A 20,144-nucleotide genomic window follows, 5' to 3' on the forward strand; every position below is an offset into this window, starting at 1 on the left:
TGACATTGGCAAGGTCATATACCCGCTGCCCCTGCTGATTGACACATATCCGCAACCCTCGGCCTATTTCCTGCCGTTTTCTGATTTCAGAATAGGCAGTATTGAGGGTAGCAATATTAAAGATATTGGGGTTATCCCAACCTACGCCCAAAGCTGAGTGAGAAAAGATAAATTGAACGGGGTTATCAATGCTTAACAGTTCGTCTTTCTTTCTCAAAATAAGGTCGTAAATCTCCTTATTACTTTTCATTGTCACTTCACTGTCGGTATATTCACCTTTGCCCGTGGCCGCAAAATAATACCCTTGTATGTCTTGGATATGCTGCGGGGTTGGTTCTTGGCCGTTGTGCCATTCGGGGTAAATTGCCTTGTATTTCTCGATAAACAGATTTTTAATAACGGGGTCGTCGCTCATATAATTGGCCACTTTGTCAATGAATATCAGTGACAAACACTTGATACCCTGCGCGGCAAAACGCTGGCTTTTGGCAAAATGGCGGTTAATAAGCCATTCCAACTGTAAAGCCCAAATACTGGCCACATTGCCCGCTGTTTGCCGCTCGATGACTTCCGTACCATTGGTAAATGTTACGCGCCATTTTTGGTCACGTAGGCTCTTGGCTATGCGCTCGATAGTGTAATTTAGGTAGCTGGGGTTATTGACTTTCTCCCCCAAATTATCGCCTACTTTCAGCCATTGGGTTTCTTCAAAAACAAACTTACCGCTTTTCTGCTTCCACACTTTCAGCTTGGCTTTCGGGTCGCCTTTGCCGTTTTGGGTCTCAACCAATTCAATCTTTATCGTGGCTTCGTCGTTCTTTTCTGTAACGGTCAAAACTTCAATTTTCTTAACCAATCCCTGCTTGTAGCTGTCATAGGGGGTTAAACGATAAAGTAGGTTTTTAACTACTTTATGCGTGGCCGAATAGCGGATTTTGGCCAATGGGTTGAGTTTGGCAATCTGCCGAATAGAATTATCAGTGTCCATGCCCTCCTGCGGCTCGTCCATTAAAATAATGGGGCGGGTCTTGCCGATGGCATCAATAAAGGGAATGTTATTGAATAAATCTTCGCGCTGCGCTTGGTTCAGAATTTTATCATCTGAGTTAAAAGCTGCTAACGTCATAATCATAACGTGCGGATGCTGGTCTTCAATAAAGCCCGTCACTTTATTGAGTTTCTTACTGTCATACTCAAACGAATGGGGCTGAAAACCATAAATGGCTTCTAACTGCTTCGCAAAGTTCTTGAATGTGCCTAATGTACCTTGGCGAATGGCAACCGATGGCACCAGAATAATAAACTTGGTAAAGCCGTATTGTTTATAGAGTTCGTAAATGGTCTTGATATAGACAAGGGTTTTCCCAGTGCCTGTTTCCATTTCAATACATAGGTCGTTGTCGGGGGATAGTTTGGCCGTGGCCTCGTCAATACCATTTTCGTGAATAACTGTCTTGATATTTTCGGCTATTTGCTCAGGGTTCAGGGTTGTTTGGTTAAACCTTATGCCCTCGGCTGTGGCATTATCAAAGGTATTACGGGTTGTACCGTCAAAGACGTTTACAACCGATTTTATAGCGGTTCTTTGATAGCTTAATTCTTCTAATTTTAATTCCATGTAATAGTTCTATTCATAGGCATGGGAAAAGAAAAGGATTATTTATGTTGGCTGTAATCCCTTCCATTCTTCCCAAAAATGACGAATTTTTGAGCGGTTTACCGTCCGCTCGGCGTGCCAAAGTTCGTAGTTCTTCTGCAAATTCCCCCAAAACTGCGGGGTATTGCCAAACGCCTCGGCTAACTTTACGGCCATTTCGGGACTTATCCCCGCCCGTCCGTTGACGATGGCCGATAAATTGGCACGGGCAATGCCCAAGCCTTCGGCCACTTCTGTAATGGTCAAGTTATGCTCGTTAATATAATCTTCCCGTAAAATTTCGCCTGGGTGAACGGGCGGTAAATTGCGCTTTAACATAGTAGCCTCCTTTTAGTGATAATCCAAAAAATCTATGTCGTGAATGTCGCCCCCTTCAAATCGAAAAATAATCCGATAGTTGGGGGTAACTTTGATAGACCAAAAATCTGCCAAATCGCCCGTGAGCTTGTGAATACCTGAACCCATTGCCTGAATATCATCAACCGATGAAACCGCGTCTAACTGGTCTAAAATGCGGTTAATCTTTCGCAAATATTGGGCGGGTAGCTTTGCACCACTGCCCTCGGTATAGTATTGTAACAAGCCTTTGTGCCGAATGGACTGTATCATAACAACATTGTATCACGTAACATTACGCATTACAAGATATATTTCCAAAAAAATTTATCAAGCGGGGCGTGGCGGCTGTTTAATTTGGCCTTGGGTTTTCCCCAAATCCCCCTGATTAACGATAAATTCTTTGTGCTTCTTCTCTTTGGGCGGCTGCGGTTTAAATTCCTGCTCGCACTCCAAGCAAATCATCCGTAGGTCGGGCTTGCCCCAAACGTTATTTTCACAAAAACAACTGTATTTGATGCGTGTCCCTGACCGCTTTTGCTTGCCCTCGTTTTCCGTTTCTTCGTCCTGCTCCTCGGGGTCTTTCGGGGCTGGTAGCCCAAAATCAATCATCGGGTAGCTGGGCTGATAGGGTAGTTTGAGCGAATACAGATATTGGGCACCGATATTTTCAAAAGCATCATCAAAAAGCCCTCTTTCAATGATGTAGTGGGTCATGCTCTGGCCTGTCTTTTTGCCCCCCGCTGCGCCCGTATCGGACGGCATCAGGCCAATGGCTTCCATTTTGGCCGCCCATTCTTTATTGTGGTAGCACTGGCGCGATGGCTTGCCGTAAACTTCCTGCCATAAATGCACCATTTCATGTACTAACGTGGAATGCCACTGTTTGTCAGGGCGTGACATACTATCGGGGTTCAGCGTGATTTCGTGAACTTTCTCCTGCGTCTGCACATCCCGCCAACGTTCGGGCGCAAATGTGCCGTGTGAGCCTCGGTGATGCGATAGTGTCACTAAACAGGCGGGTAATTCCCCGTCAAACAAAAGGGTATTGTAATAGCTAAATAGGTCTTCAAGGGTGTTGAATTGTTGTATCGTGACGGCCATTATTTACCCTTATTGTAGTGTGCATTACAAAATAAACCTGCCAAAAATTGTAGTGTACATTACAAAAAACACAAGATACGGCCTACCTATCTCTATCCTTGCCTCGCTGCCTTTCTAAAATTTCCTGCGCCTGTTGGATATATTCTGCCCGTTTGCGGTCTCTTTCTGCTTGCATATCATCAACACTTTGCGGCTGTGGTATAATCGTTGGCTGTTGCCGCTCCTGTAACTGTGCTGATAATGTGCTGCGCTCGACTTGCTGACGGGCTTCCATAGCGGCTAATTGCCCGTCACCGTAGGCTTCCCGCCATTGCGCCACTAAAACCGCTGGTACTTGGGCGGGATGTTCGGCTTTGATACGATCCCATGCCGCTGTGCGCTGCTCCCTGAGTACCGCCTTCTCCTGTTCATGGCGGGTCATTAACTCTCCCCATGTTTCCATTCGGTGAAATGTTTAAATGTGCAAATACTTAAAACGATTGACAATCTCTAAAAGACATAGTAATTTAAAACCTATGGCCAATCTAAAAACAATCGTCAATAAAAACGACAATGAGGAACATAAAGGCTATATGTTACCTGCCATTGACCAAAACGGTAGCCTCACGGGTGGGGCTGTCAATGTAGGGCATTACCTACCGTTGGTGCGTTGGCTTATCAGCCGTCACGGGGTAGGCCAATGGAAATATCTACCTAATTCCCCTCTATACATCCGTAGTCAAAGGTTACTGTTAGGCTTAATGCTCTTTACCCAGCTTCCTGACTATTGGCAAAACTGGCGTGAGGGTGTCATCAAAGACATGGCCGAACAATTCCTTTACACTACGCCTGATTGTCTGCTGAACGACCCCGAATTACCTATCTAAATCTCTGCCTCGGTTGCGCTCGCGGCTCTTGGCCAATAATTCCTCGGCTTCCTTCAGATAATCGGCCATTGTCTTTTGCTTCGTCGGCGGCACAATATCGCTGGCATCCTCACGGAACGCGGCCAATTTCTGCTCGGCAACGCTGGGGGTTGGCGTTTGGTCTTGGGCGTTTTCTTGAAAAGCCTTGAACTTTTCCAAAGCTGTCGGCTTGTCGGGCGGCAAAGGTGGCCTTTCATCGGGGCGGTTATCATTAGCCGCTCTACGGGCTTTCTCTTCGGTCGGCATCGGTTTTGTGTTGTCGTTAGCTGCCATTCGTTGCTCAGCGGATGTCTTAACCTGCGCTTGGGCTACGTCTTCCCCTGTCTCTTTGAATAGCTCTAAAAGCTGCTGTTCTTCCGCTTTACTGCGGGGGGCTGGCTCGGTATCGGTAGTACGTGCTTTAAGCTGCGCTTTGACTGTCGAAAGTTCGGGTAAATCACGTTCAATCCCGTTAAAGTACTGCTTCACCTCGCCCAATTTCATGCCCAATTCACGGGATAAATTAAACACGTCGCCCTGCCCGTTTACCATGACCAAGGCCGCACGGTCGCCCTTGGCGATAGTGTAACCTGCGGCGGCCAATCGTGCCTTAAAATCTTTACTATCCCTGCTGGCTTCAAATAGTTCTCTAATGGCTTCCCTACGGTCTTTCACTGTTTCGCCCCGTCGCTTGGCTTGCTGCTGCTCGTCGCGGCTGTACCCTTTGCGGCTCGGCTCTCGGTTGGTGCGTTCGTGGCCAAACTCCCGCTCTAAACTTTCCCCTAAACCCTTGCACCGAATTTTAAACATCGACAACCGTTTGAGCTTGCACGTGTCGGGATCGGTTAATTGATAAACCACGTGGTAATGGCTGCGCCCGTCCTTGATGTGCTGCACAACGGCGCGGGGCTGGCCACTGAGCGCAAACTCGTTTTCTATCTTGGATAAACACCCCTGCCACTGCTCAGGCGTGAGTTCTCCCGAATGATGCGCCTGTGGATTGATGGCCACGTGGAATAAACCCGTTTTACCTTGGGTTAATTCGCTTAACCGCTGCATATCGGCCAACCCTTTAATTAAATCCTGCGTGGCTACCCCGCTCAACTCATGCACCTGCACGAGTTCATTTTCGTCGCGCTTTAAAAGGTGTTGGCCTAACTGTCGGGCGTGGCTCACGCTGCCTACGGTCGTCGCTTTCAAAATCATGGCTGCGGTTGGTTATCGTTCGACGGCTTCCCTTTACGCTCCAACACATCCACGATGGCATCGCGCATGGTTTCCAAGGCTTGGGTCATGCGCGGGATTTCTTCGACGTAAACCGTGCGATCCCTATGAAGCCGTAAAGCAATCTGATTGACATTATTCCCCAAACGATTAACCGCTGCCAATAAAAGCAACACGGCCTCGCGGTCGGGTGTAACCCGTCGGGCGGCTCTCAGTGGCTCGGCCTTCAAATAGGCCGCTCGCACGTAGTCGCCCATGCTTACGCTGGCGGCTTCGGCTCGCTCTTTCAACGTCTGGTACTCGTCGGCTTTCAACCGAAAGCTGACGACGTGCGGACGTTGGCGGGTTTCGCTGCCCGATACTTTGGGCGCACTCGTTACCCCTGCCTCGATGGGCGGGGTCTCGGCTGAAACGGGCGGGATGGATTGGCTTTGTGGCATAAAAAAGCGGCGGTTTGGGGGGATGCAATGGGGGGGCTAACCCCCTTGCCAAGGTCTTGCGCGGTTTACCGCGCACACCTTGCACACTAACTTACGTTAGTGTCTTTGCAAAGATACGAACTACCACAATATCTACAAATCATAGCCCAATTCTCCTTAACTCTTTGTTAATACTGCAAAGAAAAATCGCTTGCTGGGGAAAAGAAAAAAGGGGGCGAACATCGGATGCTATATGACATATTGACACCCATAAATAAGGATGCTATGATTGAGCCATTATACAACAGATGATAGGATTTACTTATGCGTGATTATACGCCTCTTGAATTAGCGTGTGGCCTAAATCCCTCACCTGAAAAGATTGAAAAATATCATCAGTACTTAGCACAAGCTGCAATGATTCTGGCTGCATCCAAAATTGAAGGTTCTGAACTTAATCGCATTATTCAAGCAGAAAATAGCCTGTACGATAGACATATCGAAAAGGGCATTCCAATGGGGCAACTTAAAACCCCTGAACTGGAACAACACTTTCAAAATCAAAGAACAACCGCGATTGAAAACATAGTTAGACCAAGTGATAATCAAACAAAAACCTATCAGCCTGAAAACTCTTTAGTTGCCAAAACACGGCAAAAGGAAAAGTTGGTAGGGTATCGTCAAGAGGCTCAGGCAATTATTGACCCTAACCGTTCTAAAGCCAAAGGATGGGCATTAGAACGATAATTAAAAGCCGTTAAACTAATGGGTTGGGGTCATACGCATCTGAAATATTACCTTCATAATAAGGCGCGGCAATCAGTAAGTAGTTTTTATTATCCATGCGAGTAATTATATCAGGCACCGTCCCCACCTGTTCAGGTTTAAGCAATCTTGTACCGATAATACTTTCACTTCTTGACTTTTCGCCCCTTGCATTAGTGCTGGTATTGCTTAACTCTAATGTGTAATCACCAAGTAATTCAGAAACGTATTTTTGAGTATTCAAGTCATTTATTTTGTAGAACTGCTGCACACCAACATTCATGATGGTATGCCAGTAATCTCCATAAGCCGCTTGTACTTGCCCTATATCTTGATAAAACTGCCAAAGGCAAATACCGTAGGTGGCAGATGTTGCAAGGGCTTTTCTAATTTCAGGCATATTGCCTAAGTAGTGCGCTTCATCGAGTAAAAACACCGTCCGTTCAACTTGTTTATTTTTAACGTTCTCAGAGATAGCCCGCACACAAAGCCCAATAACCAGCCGCAGCCATTGATAATTAGTTTCGATGGCTCGTTCGGGAATACACACATAAACTGCTGTTGATTTTTCGTTTAGCTGCTTAGGGTTGAAGGCTATCCCGCCCCCCTTAGAAATGTTTCTTACAAACTCTGTGGCATCCTGTGCTGAGCTGACAATAGACCCAAACTCTTTTTCCGAGGGTGCTTTACCTTTAAACTGGTTTAAATCATCGGCTGCTAATGGCGTTTCGCTCCCCAGCAAAATGTGTGCTATAAACTCAACTTCACTTAAACGTAAAGCCTTATATATGGCCAATAATGACCAATTTTCGGGCATTTCAGATTTAATGTGGTGTAGTAACAGACCTCGAATAAGTACCCTTGCCCGATTTATCCAGAACGGATCTTTGACGTTTTTAGGCATGGGCGCAATCAATTCAGCTATTGAGGTACATTCTTCAAAAAGCTGCTCATTGCTCATCCCTTCCAACAATGCCAAAGGGTTAAAGGTCATAGGCGTAATGCCATGTTTTGCCCCGATATTTTCTTGCACCCCCCAAGGGTCAATAATTACAATATCTTTACCTAACTCTTTTTGCCGTCTTGCTGTAACTGCCGCATTTTCGCCTTTAATGTCTAAGACCACATAAGAATTATCAGTCGGCATAATCAGGTTTGGCACAATTAAACACGTGCCTTTACCAGAACGAGAAGGGGCAATAGTTAAAATGTGTTTTTTATCATTAACCTTTAAACAGGCCGAAAAACCTAAAAACACCTGGTAGCTATCGGCCATTTCAATAGCGTATTTTTCAGGCACATCGCTAAATGCTGCCGAGCCTAATTCATTGCGCTTTGGCTTTGGCGGTTGGTGTTTAAGGGCAAAACTTTGGTATTGTTCACCACCAACTTTTTGCCATTTAAACCAAGTAAAGAAAGTTAGAAAAGCAGCAGGGAATGAAAGCTCGTTACCACCTATAACCAGCATTAAAATAGTTCCTAAAATCGGATATGCTAAGGCTTGTAAATAGCGTGTTCGGGCTATCTTAAAACCACGCATTGAAGCCAAATATTCAGCATTGGGCATGACTTCTAATTTGCCCGCTTTTAAGTCCTCTAAATGAGCATTGTTTTTTTCTTGATTTACACCAGCAAAAATTTTATCGTGAAAATAAGACCGCCGATAGTAAACATAAATGATACCAGCAAGGCAGATAAAGGATAGAGTAGAAGGTGCGTCGCTCATAAAGATTATTTTTATTTAGCATAAAAGTAACTACGTGTTCAAATTTAATCATTCATGCCTATTAAGCATGAGTTTTGCTATAATTATTCCGCGAAGCAAATATTGTATTGTGATAATTTACTCAAGATAACTTATTTCTTTGCCGCTCGGCTGCGGCACTCTTAGCCTGTTCTCGTTAAGTATTTCGGGGTAAATAGTTTCTATAAACCATTCTCGTGTTTTCTCGTGTAGTAGTATATCATTTCTTTCGTGTATTGAGCTTCTTCTTCCTCTTTTGACAAAGCTTGTAAAGCGGCTCTCTTGGCTGCGTCCTCCGCTCGCATTTTTTTCTGTTCTACAGGCCAAACATTTTCTAACCACTCTCTACGCTCTTTTTCCCATTTGGCTTGTTTGGCGGCTTTAGCAATTTGAGCGGCTTTGTCTTGAGCCACCTTTTCGTCAATCTCTGCCCAAAAAGCTTTGAAGTCTTTCAATAACTGGCACATGATAAAGGTCTCCTAATAGGTCAAAACCCTTGCTACCAAATCATAAGGCTATTGTAAAGATTTTTTATTGACGTATTCACCCCAATCGCCTATAACCTTGCGAAAATTTTATCTGACAAAGCGGGGCTTCCATGCAGGATATGGCTAAACTTATTCATCAATTAGGGCATCGGCATAATGCCTATCAGGTCTTTGCAGATTTCGTTGAAGTGTCCGCCATTGCTTTCAGTAATGCCGTCGATAAACCCCAATTTGATAAACGCGAACAACGCTATTTTGACATTATCAAACGCTACGATAAAGACGAACTCCAGCAATTTCCCAAGCTGCTCGGGATGCTGACCAATCACCTTGAAGGTGGGTTTGATGATGTTTTGGGTAATTTATATCACCATTTAGAAATCCACAATGAACGCTCGGGGCAATATTTTACGCCTTACCCGATTTGCCAAATGATGGCTAAACTCCAAGTTAATCAGGGCTTACAAGACATTATTGATAAAAAAGGCTATGTCTCGGCCAGTGATCCCGCTTGCGGCTCGGGTGCAATGGTCGTCGCACTTGCCGATGAAATGTACCAGCAAAAAATCAATTATCAGCAAACGCTCCACGCAACTGTGGTGGATTTAGACCCGCGTTGTGTCCATATGGCCTATGTGCAATTTTCGCTGCTGAATATCCCTGCGGTCGTGGTGCATGGTAATAGCTTATCGTTGGAAGAATTTAGCCACTGGCACACCCCTGCCCATGTATTGGGCGGTTGGCCGCAAAAAATGGAACGCCAAAAACGTTTTGAACAATTTCAAGAACTGCTGGAAGTGACGGTTGCCGATACGCCTAAAATTGTCAAAGAACAACCGCGCCCCTCCCCTGCTCCGATTGAGCCAATGCCCCCAATGCCTAATGTGGCGGCGGGTACGCAATTAAGGCTGTTCTAAGGAATTTTTGTAGTGTGCATTACAAGTGTTACTGCGGCTTAAATGAGGCTTGGTAGGTCTGCACAAATTCGGGGTTAAACTTCGCTTTGGGTACGTCGGGCTTGATTTTCTGCGCTTTAAAAGCATCGTTTAAATCTTTAAACCCTTCGTAATAATGCGCTGCGGTCAATACCGCTCGGTCAGTTAATGCCAAAAATGCGGCTGCCGCTTTCTGCCCTGGCTCGTCGTTCTGTGTCCACAAAATCAACGGGTCAAATTTTTGCTCATGGGCTTGAATGCCTTCGATGGCGCGGCCTGCCAAATTGGCCGAATTTAAAATCAGATAATTTTCTTGGGCGGGGTTAACACCCTCAAACATACACAAGTAACTCAAAAAATCGAACTGGCTTTCAAACACGTGCAAACGGTTATAGGGGTTTTCGGGTTTATGGTCTTTGGCCGCATAAAATGTAATATCCTTGGTGCCGATACAGGCTTTAAAGCCTGTGCTGTTGGCCATTCTGACCTCGTAACCGCCTGACTGGTTCAGCCAGCCGATGCCGTACCATTTTTTGGTGGGTTGCTTGGCGGGTGAAAAGCCAACATTGGCCAAATAAGGCGCGGCTACGTTGGGGGTGATAGCGCGGTCGAGTAGGTATTGAGCCAAAGGGCTAAACTTGCGCCCTCGCCCGTAGCCTTGCCAAACCTCAAATTCTTTCACATAGTTGATGGTGTGGCCAGTGGGTTCGGCGGGTAACTCAACAACCGCTTTGGCGGGTTTTTCTGATACGGGCTTTTTAGATACCTGCTCAGGCCGTTTTCCAGCCCGCTGAGTGGCTTGTTTTGATGGCTTGGCTACATTGGTAGCGCCAAAGGGTCTAAGCTCACGTAGCGCCCCTGAAATGTCATTTTCACCCAATTTGAAATAACGGATGGCAAAATCCAAAATATTACCGCCGTTGGTCTCGGCATCGCCAAAGTCGTACCACCCTTTTTTGCTCGCGCTGAGCTTGAAACTGGGCGTATCGTCGTTGGCACGAAAAGGGGATTTATACCAGATTTCACCATTAACCACTTTGGCAGGGGTAAAACCAAGCCGTGCCAGTAGTTCGTCTAACGGTATTTCTTTGGCTTGGCTAATATTCATAGTAAGGGATTCGCTAACAGGTTTAGTGAGGTTGAAACTAAATATAACTAACTTTTTAGTTTTCGGCAAATCCAGCCCTAAAAAAAAGAATTTACCTAAAACGATATGATAACGCTATTGCTTGTGAAAAGAAAAAAGAGCGCGGGCTACCCCCCTACTTTCAACCTAAAAACATTTAAAGTTATTTTTTTTGTTTTCACCAGTTAGCACCAGCCAATAATAGAAATTTTAAATTTAATAGTATTATAATAGTTTATAGGATGAAGTTACAGTAAAATCAGGATGAAGTTACAGTGGATAACTACCCCAAATCAGGATGAAGTTACAGTGGATAACTATCATATTGGGAGCTATTTTAGCCACTTTTCCACATTTAATAATACTGCTCATTATCAATTACTTAGCCCAAAAACAACTACTAAGTTACGGTATCACTATTTTGTTTCTGGCACTAATCGGGGCTGGACTATTTCTGAATGTAAGCCCTTTACTATCCATATCTATTTTGGCATCTCGATAGGCAAGTTTTACAAGTGTCAAAGTATCACGCATAGCCTTTTTAAAATCGTACATATGGGTTAGTTCTCCACCAAACATTTCTTTGAGTGTAGCCCATGCAAGAAATAAAGGCTTGTCCAAGGCATGTAAGCGATAGGCTAAAAACGTATAAACATCTATGGCACGGGCATTACCCGAAAGTATTTTTAAATGCTCTAACGATAATGGTACGGCGTGCTTTTGCAGTTCTTCCCAATATTTATCCCCTAACTCTATGTGCCTTTTCCAAAGCATCATTTGGTTTGGATCAGCTCTCGGAAAAAACTCAAAACCATTGATAAGCGGCATATCGGGTTTCTTGCCCCAACTACCGTCCTGTTCGTCTGCTTTATAATAAATTCTGATAATTGAGCCTGTTAATCGTCTAACCTGATTTTGCACCTGTGTAAACTGATTACCACCCACTGATAGCCCTATTCTTTCTATAAATTTCGTTAGACTATCTGCGTCAATATCTACGGTTTGGCTGCCTTGCTGCAAGGCCATTGCGTTTATTACGCTTAAAATAATACGCGCTTTAGGCCCGAATGGTAGCCCAAAATGTTCCGTTTTATCAGTGTTAGGGTTTTCAATGCCAACATCTTTTAGATATAGCTTGTAGTGGCCGTTGGAGTGAACAAAGGGGCTATCTGGGTCTGATTTAGGGTCTCTTCTTGGAAAATAAACATGAGCTAAAGAAGCAGGTAAATAAACCTGCTCCCGCTCCTCGCGGGGGGTATTAAAGCTGTCCATGATAAGCCTATGGCGGCTTTCAGCGTATTTTGATAGCTTTAATTTATCTTTTTCTTTACTCATTGTTTTACACCTAATTTTACAACTAAAATAACAACTATTATTAGTTCTTATTTTAGTTTTTGATTTTCACGTTGCACCTTCTCCAAAACGGCCTCTAAAACAAAATCGTGAATTGACTTAGTTTTTTTGTTACCAAAACGCCTATCTGCTTTAGGCGACCGTTTCAATATATCTCGGATGTTAGATAACTCGCTCTCATAAATCTTAAATGTAAATGATTTTAATTCATCTACGGGGGCGGCTTCTTCTTTAACTGGCGGGGTATCTAAGCCTTTACCTATCATTTCTTGCATCGCTTTTTCATCAATACTGGAAGGCACTGGTAAAGCGGGTGGCAAGGCTAATTTGGTTTTCTTTTTCGTGGTTGTCATGTTGCAAATCCTGTTGTATAATTAGTTCTATAATTACAACTAAATATAGTTGTAATCTATACTTTCAACTTTCTGCTTTTCAATGATTTTTCAATACCCTTGACTAATTCTTTAAATTCCAATACAGCTTTTTCATCGGCAGGTTTTAATTCAATTACCCCTAAGCCTTCGGCGGCGGCATTAGCAAAAGCAATACGATTACCTAACGGGGTATTTAGAAACACCAATTTATCAGAGCTTTTTAAAAGCTCGGCGGCATCGTCCTTGTAGTTACCTCTTGAGTCTGCCTTGTTGATAAAGGTTACAGATAAAAGAGTAGGGTTAAATGGCAGCACTTCGTTGAGCAAAGCATTGACCTTGTTGAGTGTCCAAATATCAAATGAACGTGCAGCAAAAGGAAATAAAGCCACATGGGAAACGGTCAATGCTGAACGCTGACTAACTGTATCGCGCCCGCCAACATCTATAATTATATCGTCGTATTTATCGGCCAAGCGTCTGATTTGCCCATTTAGATCACTACCCGTTATTTTTACGGCTGTATAATCCAATATTCCGTCTAAGGTTTGGTTTCTGAAAGCTGTGAAATCCGTAGCTGATTCTTGGTCGTCGGCATCAACCAATAGAATGTCCCTCTTTTTACTGGCAAGTAAAACTGCTAAGTTAGTGGCTATGGTAGTTTTACCTGACCCGCCTTTGATACCGCCTATTGTATAAATCATGTTGTATCCTTTGTTGCTATTTTAGTTGTAAATATAGTTGTAATACTACAATCAAAATAACAAGTCAAATTATTTATTTTATCAAAGCTAAAAAGTAAGGCTAACCTGCCCCCAACCAATAGGGCGGGGGTGGTTGGCCGTAGGCATTGGTATTTTTAGCCTATGCGTTCTGATAGCAACCTATCACCAACCCGTAGGGCTTGGCAGGTTGTGGCCACTGAGCGGAGCGGGTGGCCGCTCCTGCTTGGTGAGGGGTTGCGGGGTTAGCTTATAAAGCTATTGCGGGTAGGTAAAACGACTTATTGCAACCCGCGTAGCTGGGGCGCAATGGGTCGTGGTGCGGCTGGCCTTGTATGATGCGCTGCAAAAGCCCCTTTGCCAATAAAGCGCGGGCAGGGGGCGCACGTAGTGCATCAGCCCCGTAATGACCCGCGTTTGGCAATGGGGTGCGGTAACAATGGGCATGAGCATAAAAATAGCCCCGTGGGTAGGGGCTATTCAGGGTGTTATTGCTTGGCCTTCTCAGCAAGCCTTTCGACGGATCTGGCCAATGGGTCGGGCTGGGTCGTGATATGTTCCCAAAAACGGGCAGCATCGGCATAAACGCTGATAGGGTGCTTGGCCTTAAAATATAAATCACGTTCAACTACTGGGCTGCCATAGCTCGTTTTTAGGTCGGCCAATTCTTGTAAATCAACATAGCCTAATTCTGGGTAGCCCATGCCCAAATCGCACAAACCAAACGCAATACGCTCGTTATCAGGGTCTAATTCAGATAGTAACCACGTGGCACCAGCATAAGGTGTAAACAGCTTAACCACGGGATAATGGTCTTGGTCTGTATTACGCCCATTCTCCAATAATTTGGCTTTTTGGGTTTTGGTTAAGAGTTTCATGTTTTCCTCCAAAGGTTAGGGTTTAGGCCATGAAACAAGCCTGTGGAATAGCTGCCAAACCAGCAAGAAATTTGGTAGGGCGGGGAATGTTGGCACAACAGGCGAAATTTGTTGTTGGTGTCGAAAGCGACACTGGCATCATGCGACTAAACCAATACCTGACCTTGGCAGGATAACATGGTTAGACAAACCCAAAAGGGCAACGATTAGTAGGGTAGGGGTGTCGTCAAAAGATTGCGGTCAAGTGTGCCGTTGCGCTGCTCGGCGTGGGCTTGATAGAAACTGACGGGAAATTGCGGGACAAAAGCGGGTTCGGGCTGCACAGCTTCGGCGGGTTCGTTATTGATGAATAGGTCGTATAATGAAACACAGCCCATTTGAGGCGGCTGGCCTTTTTGAGTGATTAAGCCATAGGCAATATCTGGATTAGCGGTAAATGCCGATGTTAAAAGCCATACGCTTGATGTATCGGGAATATGCAGCATCACCACGGGCGCGGGGTCTTGCTGGCCGTTTTGGTCATTATCCAATAGCTGCTGATACTGTTCGGGCGTGATAAAATCCATGCCCAATTATTAAGATAGAATACTTCTTTTGTAAAGTCTTTATTCTCTATAACAATAGCAAAAAAAGGGAACTCGTTAGTGTTGAAATATGTTCTTTTAGTAAGATATTTTAGCCATTAAACAAATTTTACCCCATGTCAAAGAATACAAAAACTACATCGCCTAAAATAGCTTCGGAAGCAGCTAAGGTTTTATCTAATCCTAATTCATCTGCTACTGCCAAACAGTTAGCTGGTTCAGCTTTATCACAAAGCAATAAAGGCAACCAAACAGGCAGTAAAATGGAAACGGTTGCCTCAAAGGTGTTACAAAGCCCAAGATATAGCGAAACTACCAAGGATTTAGCGGCCTCGGTTCTATCACAGTCTAATAAAAAACGCTAATCCAATCGTTTCAAAAGCCTATGTACGCTCGACCGATGCCATTGCGCCCCTTCGCGTGGCGTGGGTATCTGTCGGGCGTTTAATTCGGCACATATTGCCCGCTCTGTCGTAAAGCCTTCCGCTTTTAATTGCTCTATCGTCGGGGCGATCTGGGCGGCAAACTCATCGGCGGCTTGCTTGTTCTGCTGGCTTAATACCTCGCGGCCATTTTTGCCCAAAATTGTTCCCCGTCGCTTGGCTGCTTGTAAGGCTTCCTTTACCCGCTTGCTTATCTGCTCCCGTTCAAATTGTGCAAACGCTGCGGTGATGTGCAGCACTAAATCTGTGGCGTGGGGGTTGTCCACGGCCACAAACTGCACCCTGCTTTCCATGAGGTTAGCAATAAAGGCAACGTTACGCCCTAAGCGATCCAGTTTTGCTATAATCAAAATAGCCTTGATACGCTTGCACTCACTGAGTGCGTCCAATAGCTGCGGGCGGTTATTCTTGCGCCCGCTCTCGATTTCGGTAAATGACCCTGCCAACTGGTAGCCGTTGGCCGAAACATAATTTTGCACGGCTTCGGCTTGTGCTTCTAAACCTAAACCGCTTTTACCTTGGCGGTCGGTTGAAACTCGATAATAGGCAATGGCAGGTTTCATAAGGTTGTAAAACTGGGCAAAAGAATAAAATTTGGTGCAATATACCCTATTTGCTCATAAGTTAACAGATGTTTATATATGAGCAAAAGAGAAAAGCCTGTCAATTTTCAACTAAATTAAATTTTCTATTCTGCTTCGTCGGGATTATTTGCCTTAGTAGGTTGTGGGGTGCGTTTCAGTACGGAAATACCGTCTTTGGCAACTTCAATAAATTTATCTCGAAACTCTGGCACAGTGTCTAATGCTCTTTGAAAAGCTGGTGATGAAAATAGTTCATGCCAAGGGCTTCCGTGCATATCATCACCTACCAATCTGAGGGGGGCTTCTTCAAGCCTTGTTAAAGCAGTACTAAATAAACGCGCTTCAAAAGTTTCATCAATTCGCGCGGCTTCTCTTCTGTAACCTTCATATGCTTTGGCTATTGCGGCTTTATATCCGTAGTCTTCAGATAATCTAAATCGCTGATTGATTTGTTTCGTCGAAAGCCAAGCAAACCAAAGCGGGGCACCAATACTTAATGCAGATAAAAATACATTCATCCAAATTACACCCCATTGTGGTTCTGCAACCTTAACTGCTTCTGATAAAACCTTTACTCTTTCAGTTCCAAGGCACGCTATTAAAATCAATGATATTACAAGCCCTCCAACCCAAATCCACATAGAAAAATTAGATGAACTCGCCTTTTCATCAAAGGCTGCGGCTAAACCCTTGCTTGTTGTAACTCGATATGCTTCTTCACATTGAGCAACAATTTTTTCAGCTTCGTTCTTTCTTTCTTTCAAACCATTGAAAACAAGTTCAGATTCCTTAAAAAATTTTTCTATATCGGCTTTAAAAATAGCCGCGTCTGTTGAATAACTTCCTACTTTACTCCTCGCCTCTTTAAGGGTTTGTAAGTCAGTTGGTAATGTTTCAGCGGCTTCGGTTGCACTGTGAATTAAATTTATTTGATTTGTTAAATCTTCTTTCTTAGGCACAATTTCTTGTAACTCTGCCTCTATTGCTCTTAATTTTCTAATCAGTGATGCTGGCAAAATTTTATTCTCATTCAGAACTTCCCAAGTAAATAATGGCTCTAAAATAGATTTTATAACGGTCATTGTATTTAGATAAGCAGGTATAGCCTGTAATCCGTTGCCGTTGAACATATAGGGTAAAATCCTACTTTCTATTTCTGTAATATTAACTTCTATACCCTTTATATCTTCCAGATAGTCTTCTTCAATATATATCTCACTAACTTTCCTCAAACTACTTGCAATGTTCAAGGGGATGTCTGCTAAATCATGTCTATTTACTGCTGGCCATTGCCAATTATTATATTCTGAAAAAAGTCTATTTTCAGTAGTACTATTTCTGACTTTATTTGCTAATCCCTCTAACAAGTTAGCTACTTCTATAATATTATTATTTTTCATGTTATTCCCTTTTTAAAATGCCTGTAATTTATCGCCTAAATAGTGTTTCAAGTTCCATTTCTTAGTAGTGTCTAATGCTCGCTCTAAGCAGATAAAGACCTTATCGGTATGGGTTTTAAGATAATCCACGGTTTTATCACTCAACGGGGCATCTAAGCATATCAGGGCTTCTTTATTGCCGTCTTTGGCCAAATATACCTCGTTGGCTTCAAATTGGGGCTGTTTGGCCGTGGTGTAATTTAGATTAAAGCCCTTTTTCAAAAGGATCTCGGTTGTGAGTTCGTCACGGTTGAATAGTGTGACTAACTGCGCCTCTTTCTCGGTAATGTACTTTCTAAGGGCTTCAATGTTTTCAGCATCCGATTTATCGGGTTCAGGTGTCCACTCAACGCGGGGGAATTTTGATTTAGTGAGTTTGAACACCTTAAAGCCTAATCCTTTATTGCTGTCCTGACCCTTGAAAATTTCAAGCTGTTGAGTTTTCTTTTCCTCCAAAATCTGCTCTACTACCCGCTTGTTACGCTCGATGGTAATATCTGAAATTTTCTTATACCCTGCTTTATAGGCTTCGCTCTTCTCGTCTGTTGCCTCGGGAATTTGTACTAAGATAAATTTTCGATTGCTATTATCTTGCAAGTTAAGGTTGAGTAACGCTTGTCCAGAAGCACCTGACCCTCCAAAAAAATCTAACAAAAACTCCCCTTCACTAACGACTTGTCCTATTAGCTCTTTGATTAAATCGGTAGGTTTTGGAAAATCAAATGCTCTGAATCCAAAAAGTTCTTCAACTTCTCGTGTACCGTCCTTAGTAAAAATATTTTCTCCAACTATAGATGAAAAACCAGTAAAACTATCTGATAATTCGGCTAAAAAAACCTTTCTCCTTGGGCGACCTTCTGGTGAACTTGGCCATAAAATTCTTTTCTCCTCAATCAACCAGTTCATAGTATTCTTATCATATCTCCAGCCCATTTTAGGTTTGCCGTAGTTAATATTGGTTTCAGGATTTATTAAATCATAATGGCAATTTGGTCTTAAATTTTCAGGTAAAAGGCCAACCATATTACCACTTGCCCAATCTCCTCTCGGGTCATTGTCTGGATTAGAATACTGTTCTATTTTTCGTTGGCTTCCTTTAAGTGCTTTATACTCGCAATTTTTAGAATAACACGCAATATATTCGTGGTCAGTTGAAGCCCCTGTAACTGCTCTATTATCTTTATTTTGCCTACTTTTCCACACAAATTCACAAACAAAATTTTCAATACCAAAAACTTCGTCACATAGCTTTCTAAGGTTATGAACTTCGTTATCATCAATCGAGATAAAAATTACTCCGTCGGGTTTCAATAGCTGCCTTGCAACCAGCAAACGGCTATACATCATGTTTAACCAGTTGCTGTGATAACGCCCGTCGGTTTCAGTATTAGTGTCAATTTTTACGCCTTCTTCGGTTACGCCTGCATCTTCCCAATAGGCGCGTTTATCTTGGGTAAAGTTGTCTGAATAAACAAAATCTTTGCCCGTATTATAGGGTGGGTCAATGTAAATGCACTTGATTTTCTCACGGTAGGCACTGCTCAACAACTTCAATACTTCCAAGTTTTCACCTTCGATAATCAGATTTTCGGCTTGGTCGGGGTTTACGCTGCGCTTTTCATCAAATACAAGCGTGGCATTACTGGGGGTAAAAGCGTTACGCTTGGCTTGGCTCTTGCCAAACCAACGGAATTCGTACCGCTCGGTTTCGTTAATGCTCTGCGGGTCTATCAGCTTTTTAAGTTCGTCGGTATTGAGCTTGCCCTCTACAGTAAACAAGTCAGGGAACAAAGATTTGAGGGTTTCCAAACGTTCTTTGTTCCAATCGGGGGTAAAGGGCATTTGTGGTGCGTCCTGTTGTATATCTTCCATGTGGTTAATCCTGCATTACGGCGTTAATCTTTTTGTCGGCTTCACCTTTAAAGTAGGTGTATTCTTTTACGGGTGCTTCGTAATACACTGGCACACCCAACTGTTTAAAGTGCTTCATAGCGCACTTGATTTTATAAATTTCGCTCTCGGTTAGGGCTTTCGTGTCGTTAATATCGTTCGTGCCTTTGGTCTCGATGACAAAATAAAACTCGTTCTCATTACCAGATTTTAGGCTTTTACGCTTCATCACCAAGCCAAAATCTGGTTCGTAGTTACCAATGGGTGTTTTGATTTTATAGTAGCTGGGTAGCTTTAAAAAACACACTACCTGCGGGTCGCGGTCGGCAGTTTTAGAAAACAACCCTTCTACGTCACTATCTATCAGCATCTTATCAAATACCCCGTTGGTAGGGGTATCAACGTAGCCTTTTTGGTCTATGTTCTTCACAAAATCGCCAAAGCTAAACGGGTAGCTTTCGCCCGTGGTGTGGTATTCTAAACCACGGATCATTTCATCCAATTCAGCTTTACGAATGATGTTGGTGGCGGCCTGAATGAAGCGGGGCGGGTTTTTAATTAACTGGTCAAAATTGGTTAAACCGCTCACTATAGCAAAGATTGTCGGATAGCTTACGCCTGTGTTTTCGCTCAGTTCTTCAATGAAGTCCAGGGCGGCAAAGTTTGCTCTTAGTTTATAGGTATCGCCCCCTAAATATTCATCTTTTACGCCTGTATCGCTTAAATCTGTAATGCGCTGGCTGCTGACCTCGGCCACATAATCACTAATCGTGATTTTATTGATTTCGGCGGTTGCCTTATCAATTACGGCTTGCTCGTCAAAGGCTACCGTAAAATCGGTTTTCTTGGCCATAGCTGCCCAAAACTGCTTAAAGGCAGTTTGGATGCGGTCGGCTGGATTGAGTTTAAATGTAACCTGATTGGCGGGTTTGCCCTTGTGTGTATGAGTAAAGGTGGCGCCCGCTTTGGTGTTGCCGTAAACCTCTTTGATTTCCTCTTGGTATTGGGTTACAAAGGTTTCGTAGGTTTCGTTAGGAATAACGGTTAGCTCATTGATGCGGTCGTCGTCGGTGACATTGGCAAGGTCATATACCCGCTGCCCCTGCTGATTGACACATATCCGCAACCCTCGGCCTATTTCCTGCCGTTTTCTGATTTCAGAATAGGCAGTATTGAGGGTAGCAATATTAAAGATATT

25 protein-coding genes are annotated in these 20,144 nt (G+C 43.7%); 5 read left to right on the plus strand and 20 right to left on the minus strand.

The window, feature by feature from the left end:
- The 5 genes from DVG78_RS29440 to DVG78_RS29460 form a co-directional block, all read right to left on the minus strand.
- On the minus strand, positions 1-1,618 hold a 1,618-nt coding region (locus DVG78_RS29440; RefSeq protein ID WP_147277208.1), incomplete at its 3' end, for a DEAD/DEAH box helicase family protein.
- 42 nt (positions 1,619-1,660) lie between these two features.
- Complete coding sequence (locus DVG78_RS29445; RefSeq protein ID WP_114464590.1) at positions 1,661-1,975, minus strand: HigA family addiction module antitoxin; 315 nt, start codon at positions 1,973-1,975, stop codon at positions 1,661-1,663.
- Between the two features lie 12 nt (positions 1,976-1,987).
- Positions 1,988-2,266: a type II toxin-antitoxin system RelE/ParE family toxin gene (locus tag DVG78_RS29450; protein ID WP_114464591.1), complete on the minus strand. Its 279-nt coding sequence runs from the start codon at positions 2,264-2,266 to the stop codon at positions 1,988-1,990.
- Positions 2,267-2,323: 57 nt separating this feature from the next.
- The gene (locus tag DVG78_RS29455) at positions 2,324-3,097 is read right to left on the minus strand and encodes a SprT-like domain-containing protein (protein ID WP_114464592.1); all 774 of its coding nucleotides are present in this window, start codon (positions 3,095-3,097) and stop codon (positions 2,324-2,326) included.
- Positions 3,098-3,179: 82 nt separating this feature from the next.
- Positions 3,180-3,518 carry a hypothetical protein gene (locus DVG78_RS29460; RefSeq protein ID WP_147277209.1) on the minus strand — a complete coding sequence of 113 codons (339 nt, stop codon included), beginning with the start codon at positions 3,516-3,518 and terminating at the stop codon, positions 3,180-3,182.
- 94 nt (positions 3,519-3,612) lie between these two features.
- On the opposite strand from DVG78_RS29460, the gene DVG78_RS29465 reads away from it, so the two are divergent.
- Positions 3,613-3,963, plus strand: coding sequence for a hypothetical protein (locus DVG78_RS29465; RefSeq protein WP_114464594.1), 351 nt, complete (start codon positions 3,613-3,615; stop codon positions 3,961-3,963).
- Here the strand turns inward: DVG78_RS29465 and DVG78_RS29470 are convergent.
- Positions 3,952-5,187: a relaxase/mobilization nuclease domain-containing protein gene (locus DVG78_RS29470; protein WP_114464595.1), complete on the minus strand. Its 1,236-nt coding sequence runs from the start codon at positions 5,185-5,187 to the stop codon at positions 3,952-3,954. The genes DVG78_RS29465 and DVG78_RS29470 overlap by 12 nt on opposite strands.
- Positions 5,184-5,645, minus strand: a complete 462-nt coding sequence (locus DVG78_RS29475; RefSeq protein WP_114464596.1) for a plasmid mobilization protein — start codon at positions 5,643-5,645, stop codon at positions 5,184-5,186. Before DVG78_RS29475 ends, DVG78_RS29470 begins: the two co-directional genes overlap by 4 nt.
- A 303-nt stretch (positions 5,646-5,948) precedes the next feature.
- Here DVG78_RS29475 and DVG78_RS29480 point away from each other — a divergent pair, with 303 nt between their 5' ends.
- Positions 5,949-6,371 carry a hypothetical protein gene (locus DVG78_RS29480; RefSeq protein WP_114464597.1) on the plus strand — a complete coding sequence of 141 codons (423 nt, stop codon included), beginning with the start codon at positions 5,949-5,951 and terminating at the stop codon, positions 6,369-6,371.
- Between the two features lie 10 nt (positions 6,372-6,381).
- On the opposite strand, the gene DVG78_RS29485 is transcribed toward DVG78_RS29480, so the two are convergent.
- A complete protein-coding gene (locus DVG78_RS29485; RefSeq protein WP_114464598.1) occupies positions 6,382-8,115 on the minus strand; it encodes a type IV secretory system conjugative DNA transfer family protein in 1,734 nt (577 codons plus the stop codon).
- Positions 8,116-8,315: 200 nt separating this feature from the next.
- Entirely contained in the window at positions 8,316-8,600 is a 285-nt protein-coding gene (locus DVG78_RS29490; RefSeq protein WP_114464599.1) for a hypothetical protein, read from the minus strand.
- Positions 8,601-8,740: 140 nt separating this feature from the next.
- Between DVG78_RS29490 and DVG78_RS29495 the strand changes: the two genes are divergently transcribed.
- A complete protein-coding gene (locus DVG78_RS29495) occupies positions 8,741-9,538 on the plus strand; it encodes an N-6 DNA methylase (RefSeq protein WP_158550148.1) in 798 nt (265 codons plus the stop codon).
- A gap of 28 nt (positions 9,539-9,566) precedes the next feature.
- Here the strand turns inward: DVG78_RS29495 and DVG78_RS29500 are convergent, their stop codons facing one another.
- The 6 genes from DVG78_RS29500 to DVG78_RS29525 form a co-directional block, all read right to left on the minus strand.
- Positions 9,567-10,664, minus strand: coding sequence for a DUF8464 domain-containing protein (locus DVG78_RS29500; protein ID WP_114464601.1), 1,098 nt, complete (start codon positions 10,662-10,664; stop codon positions 9,567-9,569).
- 423 nt (positions 10,665-11,087) lie between these two features.
- Positions 11,088-12,017, minus strand: coding sequence for a replication protein RepA (locus DVG78_RS29505; RefSeq protein ID WP_114464602.1), 930 nt, complete (start codon positions 12,015-12,017; stop codon positions 11,088-11,090).
- Positions 12,018-12,064: 47 nt separating this feature from the next.
- Positions 12,065-12,388 (minus strand): hypothetical protein, encoded by a 324-nt coding sequence (locus DVG78_RS29510; RefSeq protein WP_114464603.1) that lies wholly within the window; start codon positions 12,386-12,388, stop codon positions 12,065-12,067.
- 56 nt (positions 12,389-12,444) lie between these two features.
- Positions 12,445-13,110, minus strand: coding sequence for an AAA family ATPase (locus tag DVG78_RS29515; protein ID WP_114464604.1), 666 nt, complete (start codon positions 13,108-13,110; stop codon positions 12,445-12,447).
- A gap of 276 nt (positions 13,111-13,386) precedes the next feature.
- Positions 13,387-13,581, minus strand: coding sequence for a hypothetical protein (locus DVG78_RS29520; RefSeq protein ID WP_114464605.1), 195 nt, complete (start codon positions 13,579-13,581; stop codon positions 13,387-13,389).
- 35 nt (positions 13,582-13,616) lie between these two features.
- Positions 13,617-14,006, minus strand: a complete 390-nt coding sequence (locus DVG78_RS29525; protein WP_114464606.1) for a DUF2958 domain-containing protein — start codon at positions 14,004-14,006, stop codon at positions 13,617-13,619.
- A 29-nt stretch (positions 14,007-14,035) separates the two neighbouring features.
- On the opposite strand from DVG78_RS29525, the gene DVG78_RS30170 reads away from it, so the two are divergent.
- Entirely contained in the window at positions 14,036-14,182 is a 147-nt protein-coding gene (locus DVG78_RS30170) for a hypothetical protein (RefSeq protein ID WP_158550150.1), read from the plus strand.
- Positions 14,183-14,212: 30 nt separating this feature from the next.
- Here DVG78_RS30170 and DVG78_RS29530 read toward each other — a convergent pair whose 3' ends face one another.
- On the minus strand, positions 14,213-14,572 hold the full coding sequence (locus DVG78_RS29530) for a DUF2958 domain-containing protein (protein WP_114464607.1): 360 nt from the start codon (positions 14,570-14,572) through the stop codon (positions 14,213-14,215).
- 134 nt (positions 14,573-14,706) lie between these two features.
- On the opposite strand from DVG78_RS29530, the gene DVG78_RS29535 reads away from it, so the two are divergent.
- Positions 14,707-14,955: a hypothetical protein gene (locus DVG78_RS29535; RefSeq protein ID WP_114464608.1), complete on the plus strand. Its 249-nt coding sequence runs from the start codon at positions 14,707-14,709 to the stop codon at positions 14,953-14,955.
- On the opposite strand, the gene DVG78_RS29540 is transcribed toward DVG78_RS29535, so the two are convergent.
- From DVG78_RS29540 to DVG78_RS30175, 4 genes are all read right to left on the minus strand, one after another.
- Positions 14,952-15,596 carry a recombinase family protein gene (locus DVG78_RS29540; protein WP_114464609.1) on the minus strand — a complete coding sequence of 215 codons (645 nt, stop codon included), beginning with the start codon at positions 15,594-15,596 and terminating at the stop codon, positions 14,952-14,954. The genes DVG78_RS29535 and DVG78_RS29540 overlap by 4 nt on opposite strands.
- A gap of 125 nt (positions 15,597-15,721) precedes the next feature.
- The gene (locus DVG78_RS29545) at positions 15,722-17,017 is read right to left on the minus strand and encodes a hypothetical protein (protein ID WP_114464610.1); all 1,296 of its coding nucleotides are present in this window, start codon (positions 17,015-17,017) and stop codon (positions 15,722-15,724) included.
- Between the two features lie 12 nt (positions 17,018-17,029).
- The gene (locus DVG78_RS29550; RefSeq protein ID WP_199563318.1) at positions 17,030-18,865 is read right to left on the minus strand and encodes a site-specific DNA-methyltransferase; all 1,836 of its coding nucleotides are present in this window, start codon (positions 18,863-18,865) and stop codon (positions 17,030-17,032) included.
- Between the two features lie 67 nt (positions 18,866-18,932).
- A partial coding sequence (locus tag DVG78_RS30175) for a restriction endonuclease (RefSeq protein WP_199563319.1) occupies positions 18,933-20,144 on the minus strand: 1,212 nt, incomplete at its 5' end.

Origin of the sequence: Runella aurantiaca, from assembly GCF_003339505.1 — a bacterium.
In the GTDB taxonomy this organism is placed as follows: Bacteria; Bacteroidota; Bacteroidia; order Cytophagales; family Spirosomataceae; genus Runella; species Runella aurantiaca.

What these genes read in the sequence shown, in the direction of transcription:
- DVG78_RS29445 (WP_114464590.1), bottom strand. Translation starts at nt 1,975, where the DNA reads ATGTTAAAGCGCAATTTACCGCCCGTTCACCCAGGCGAAATTTTACGG.
- DVG78_RS29450 (WP_114464591.1), bottom strand. Translation starts at nt 2,266, where the DNA reads ATGATACAGTCCATTCGGCACAAAGGCTTGTTACAATACTATACCGAG.
- DVG78_RS29455 (WP_114464592.1), bottom strand. Translation starts at nt 3,097, where the DNA reads ATGGCCGTCACGATACAACAATTCAACACCCTTGAAGACCTATTTAGC.
- DVG78_RS29460 (WP_147277209.1), bottom strand. Translation starts at nt 3,518, where the DNA reads ATGACCCGCCATGAACAGGAGAAGGCGGTACTCAGGGAGCAGCGCACA.
- DVG78_RS29465 (WP_114464594.1), top strand. Translation starts at nt 3,613, where the DNA reads ATGGCCAATCTAAAAACAATCGTCAATAAAAACGACAATGAGGAACAT.
- DVG78_RS29470 (WP_114464595.1), bottom strand. Translation starts at nt 5,187, where the DNA reads ATGATTTTGAAAGCGACGACCGTAGGCAGCGTGAGCCACGCCCGACAG.
- DVG78_RS29475 (WP_114464596.1), bottom strand. Translation starts at nt 5,645, where the DNA reads ATGCCACAAAGCCAATCCATCCCGCCCGTTTCAGCCGAGACCCCGCCC.
- DVG78_RS29480 (WP_114464597.1), top strand. Translation starts at nt 5,949, where the DNA reads ATGCGTGATTATACGCCTCTTGAATTAGCGTGTGGCCTAAATCCCTCA.
- DVG78_RS29485 (WP_114464598.1), bottom strand. Translation starts at nt 8,115, where the DNA reads ATGAGCGACGCACCTTCTACTCTATCCTTTATCTGCCTTGCTGGTATC.
- DVG78_RS29490 (WP_114464599.1), bottom strand. Translation starts at nt 8,600, where the DNA reads ATGTGCCAGTTATTGAAAGACTTCAAAGCTTTTTGGGCAGAGATTGAC.
- DVG78_RS29495 (WP_158550148.1), top strand. Translation starts at nt 8,741, where the DNA reads ATGGCTAAACTTATTCATCAATTAGGGCATCGGCATAATGCCTATCAG.
- DVG78_RS29500 (WP_114464601.1), bottom strand. Translation starts at nt 10,664, where the DNA reads ATGAATATTAGCCAAGCCAAAGAAATACCGTTAGACGAACTACTGGCA.
- DVG78_RS29505 (WP_114464602.1), bottom strand. Translation starts at nt 12,017, where the DNA reads ATGAGTAAAGAAAAAGATAAATTAAAGCTATCAAAATACGCTGAAAGC.
- DVG78_RS29510 (WP_114464603.1), bottom strand. Translation starts at nt 12,388, where the DNA reads ATGACAACCACGAAAAAGAAAACCAAATTAGCCTTGCCACCCGCTTTA.
- DVG78_RS29515 (WP_114464604.1), bottom strand. Translation starts at nt 13,110, where the DNA reads ATGATTTATACAATAGGCGGTATCAAAGGCGGGTCAGGTAAAACTACC.
- DVG78_RS29520 (WP_114464605.1), bottom strand. Translation starts at nt 13,581, where the DNA reads ATGCTCATGCCCATTGTTACCGCACCCCATTGCCAAACGCGGGTCATT.
- DVG78_RS29525 (WP_114464606.1), bottom strand. Translation starts at nt 14,006, where the DNA reads ATGAAACTCTTAACCAAAACCCAAAAAGCCAAATTATTGGAGAATGGG.
- DVG78_RS30170 (WP_158550150.1), top strand. Translation starts at nt 14,036, where the DNA reads ATGAAACAAGCCTGTGGAATAGCTGCCAAACCAGCAAGAAATTTGGTA.
- DVG78_RS29530 (WP_114464607.1), bottom strand. Translation starts at nt 14,572, where the DNA reads ATGGATTTTATCACGCCCGAACAGTATCAGCAGCTATTGGATAATGAC.
- DVG78_RS29535 (WP_114464608.1), top strand. Translation starts at nt 14,707, where the DNA reads ATGTCAAAGAATACAAAAACTACATCGCCTAAAATAGCTTCGGAAGCA.
- DVG78_RS29540 (WP_114464609.1), bottom strand. Translation starts at nt 15,596, where the DNA reads ATGAAACCTGCCATTGCCTATTATCGAGTTTCAACCGACCGCCAAGGT.
- DVG78_RS29545 (WP_114464610.1), bottom strand. Translation starts at nt 17,017, where the DNA reads ATGAAAAATAATAATATTATAGAAGTAGCTAACTTGTTAGAGGGATTA.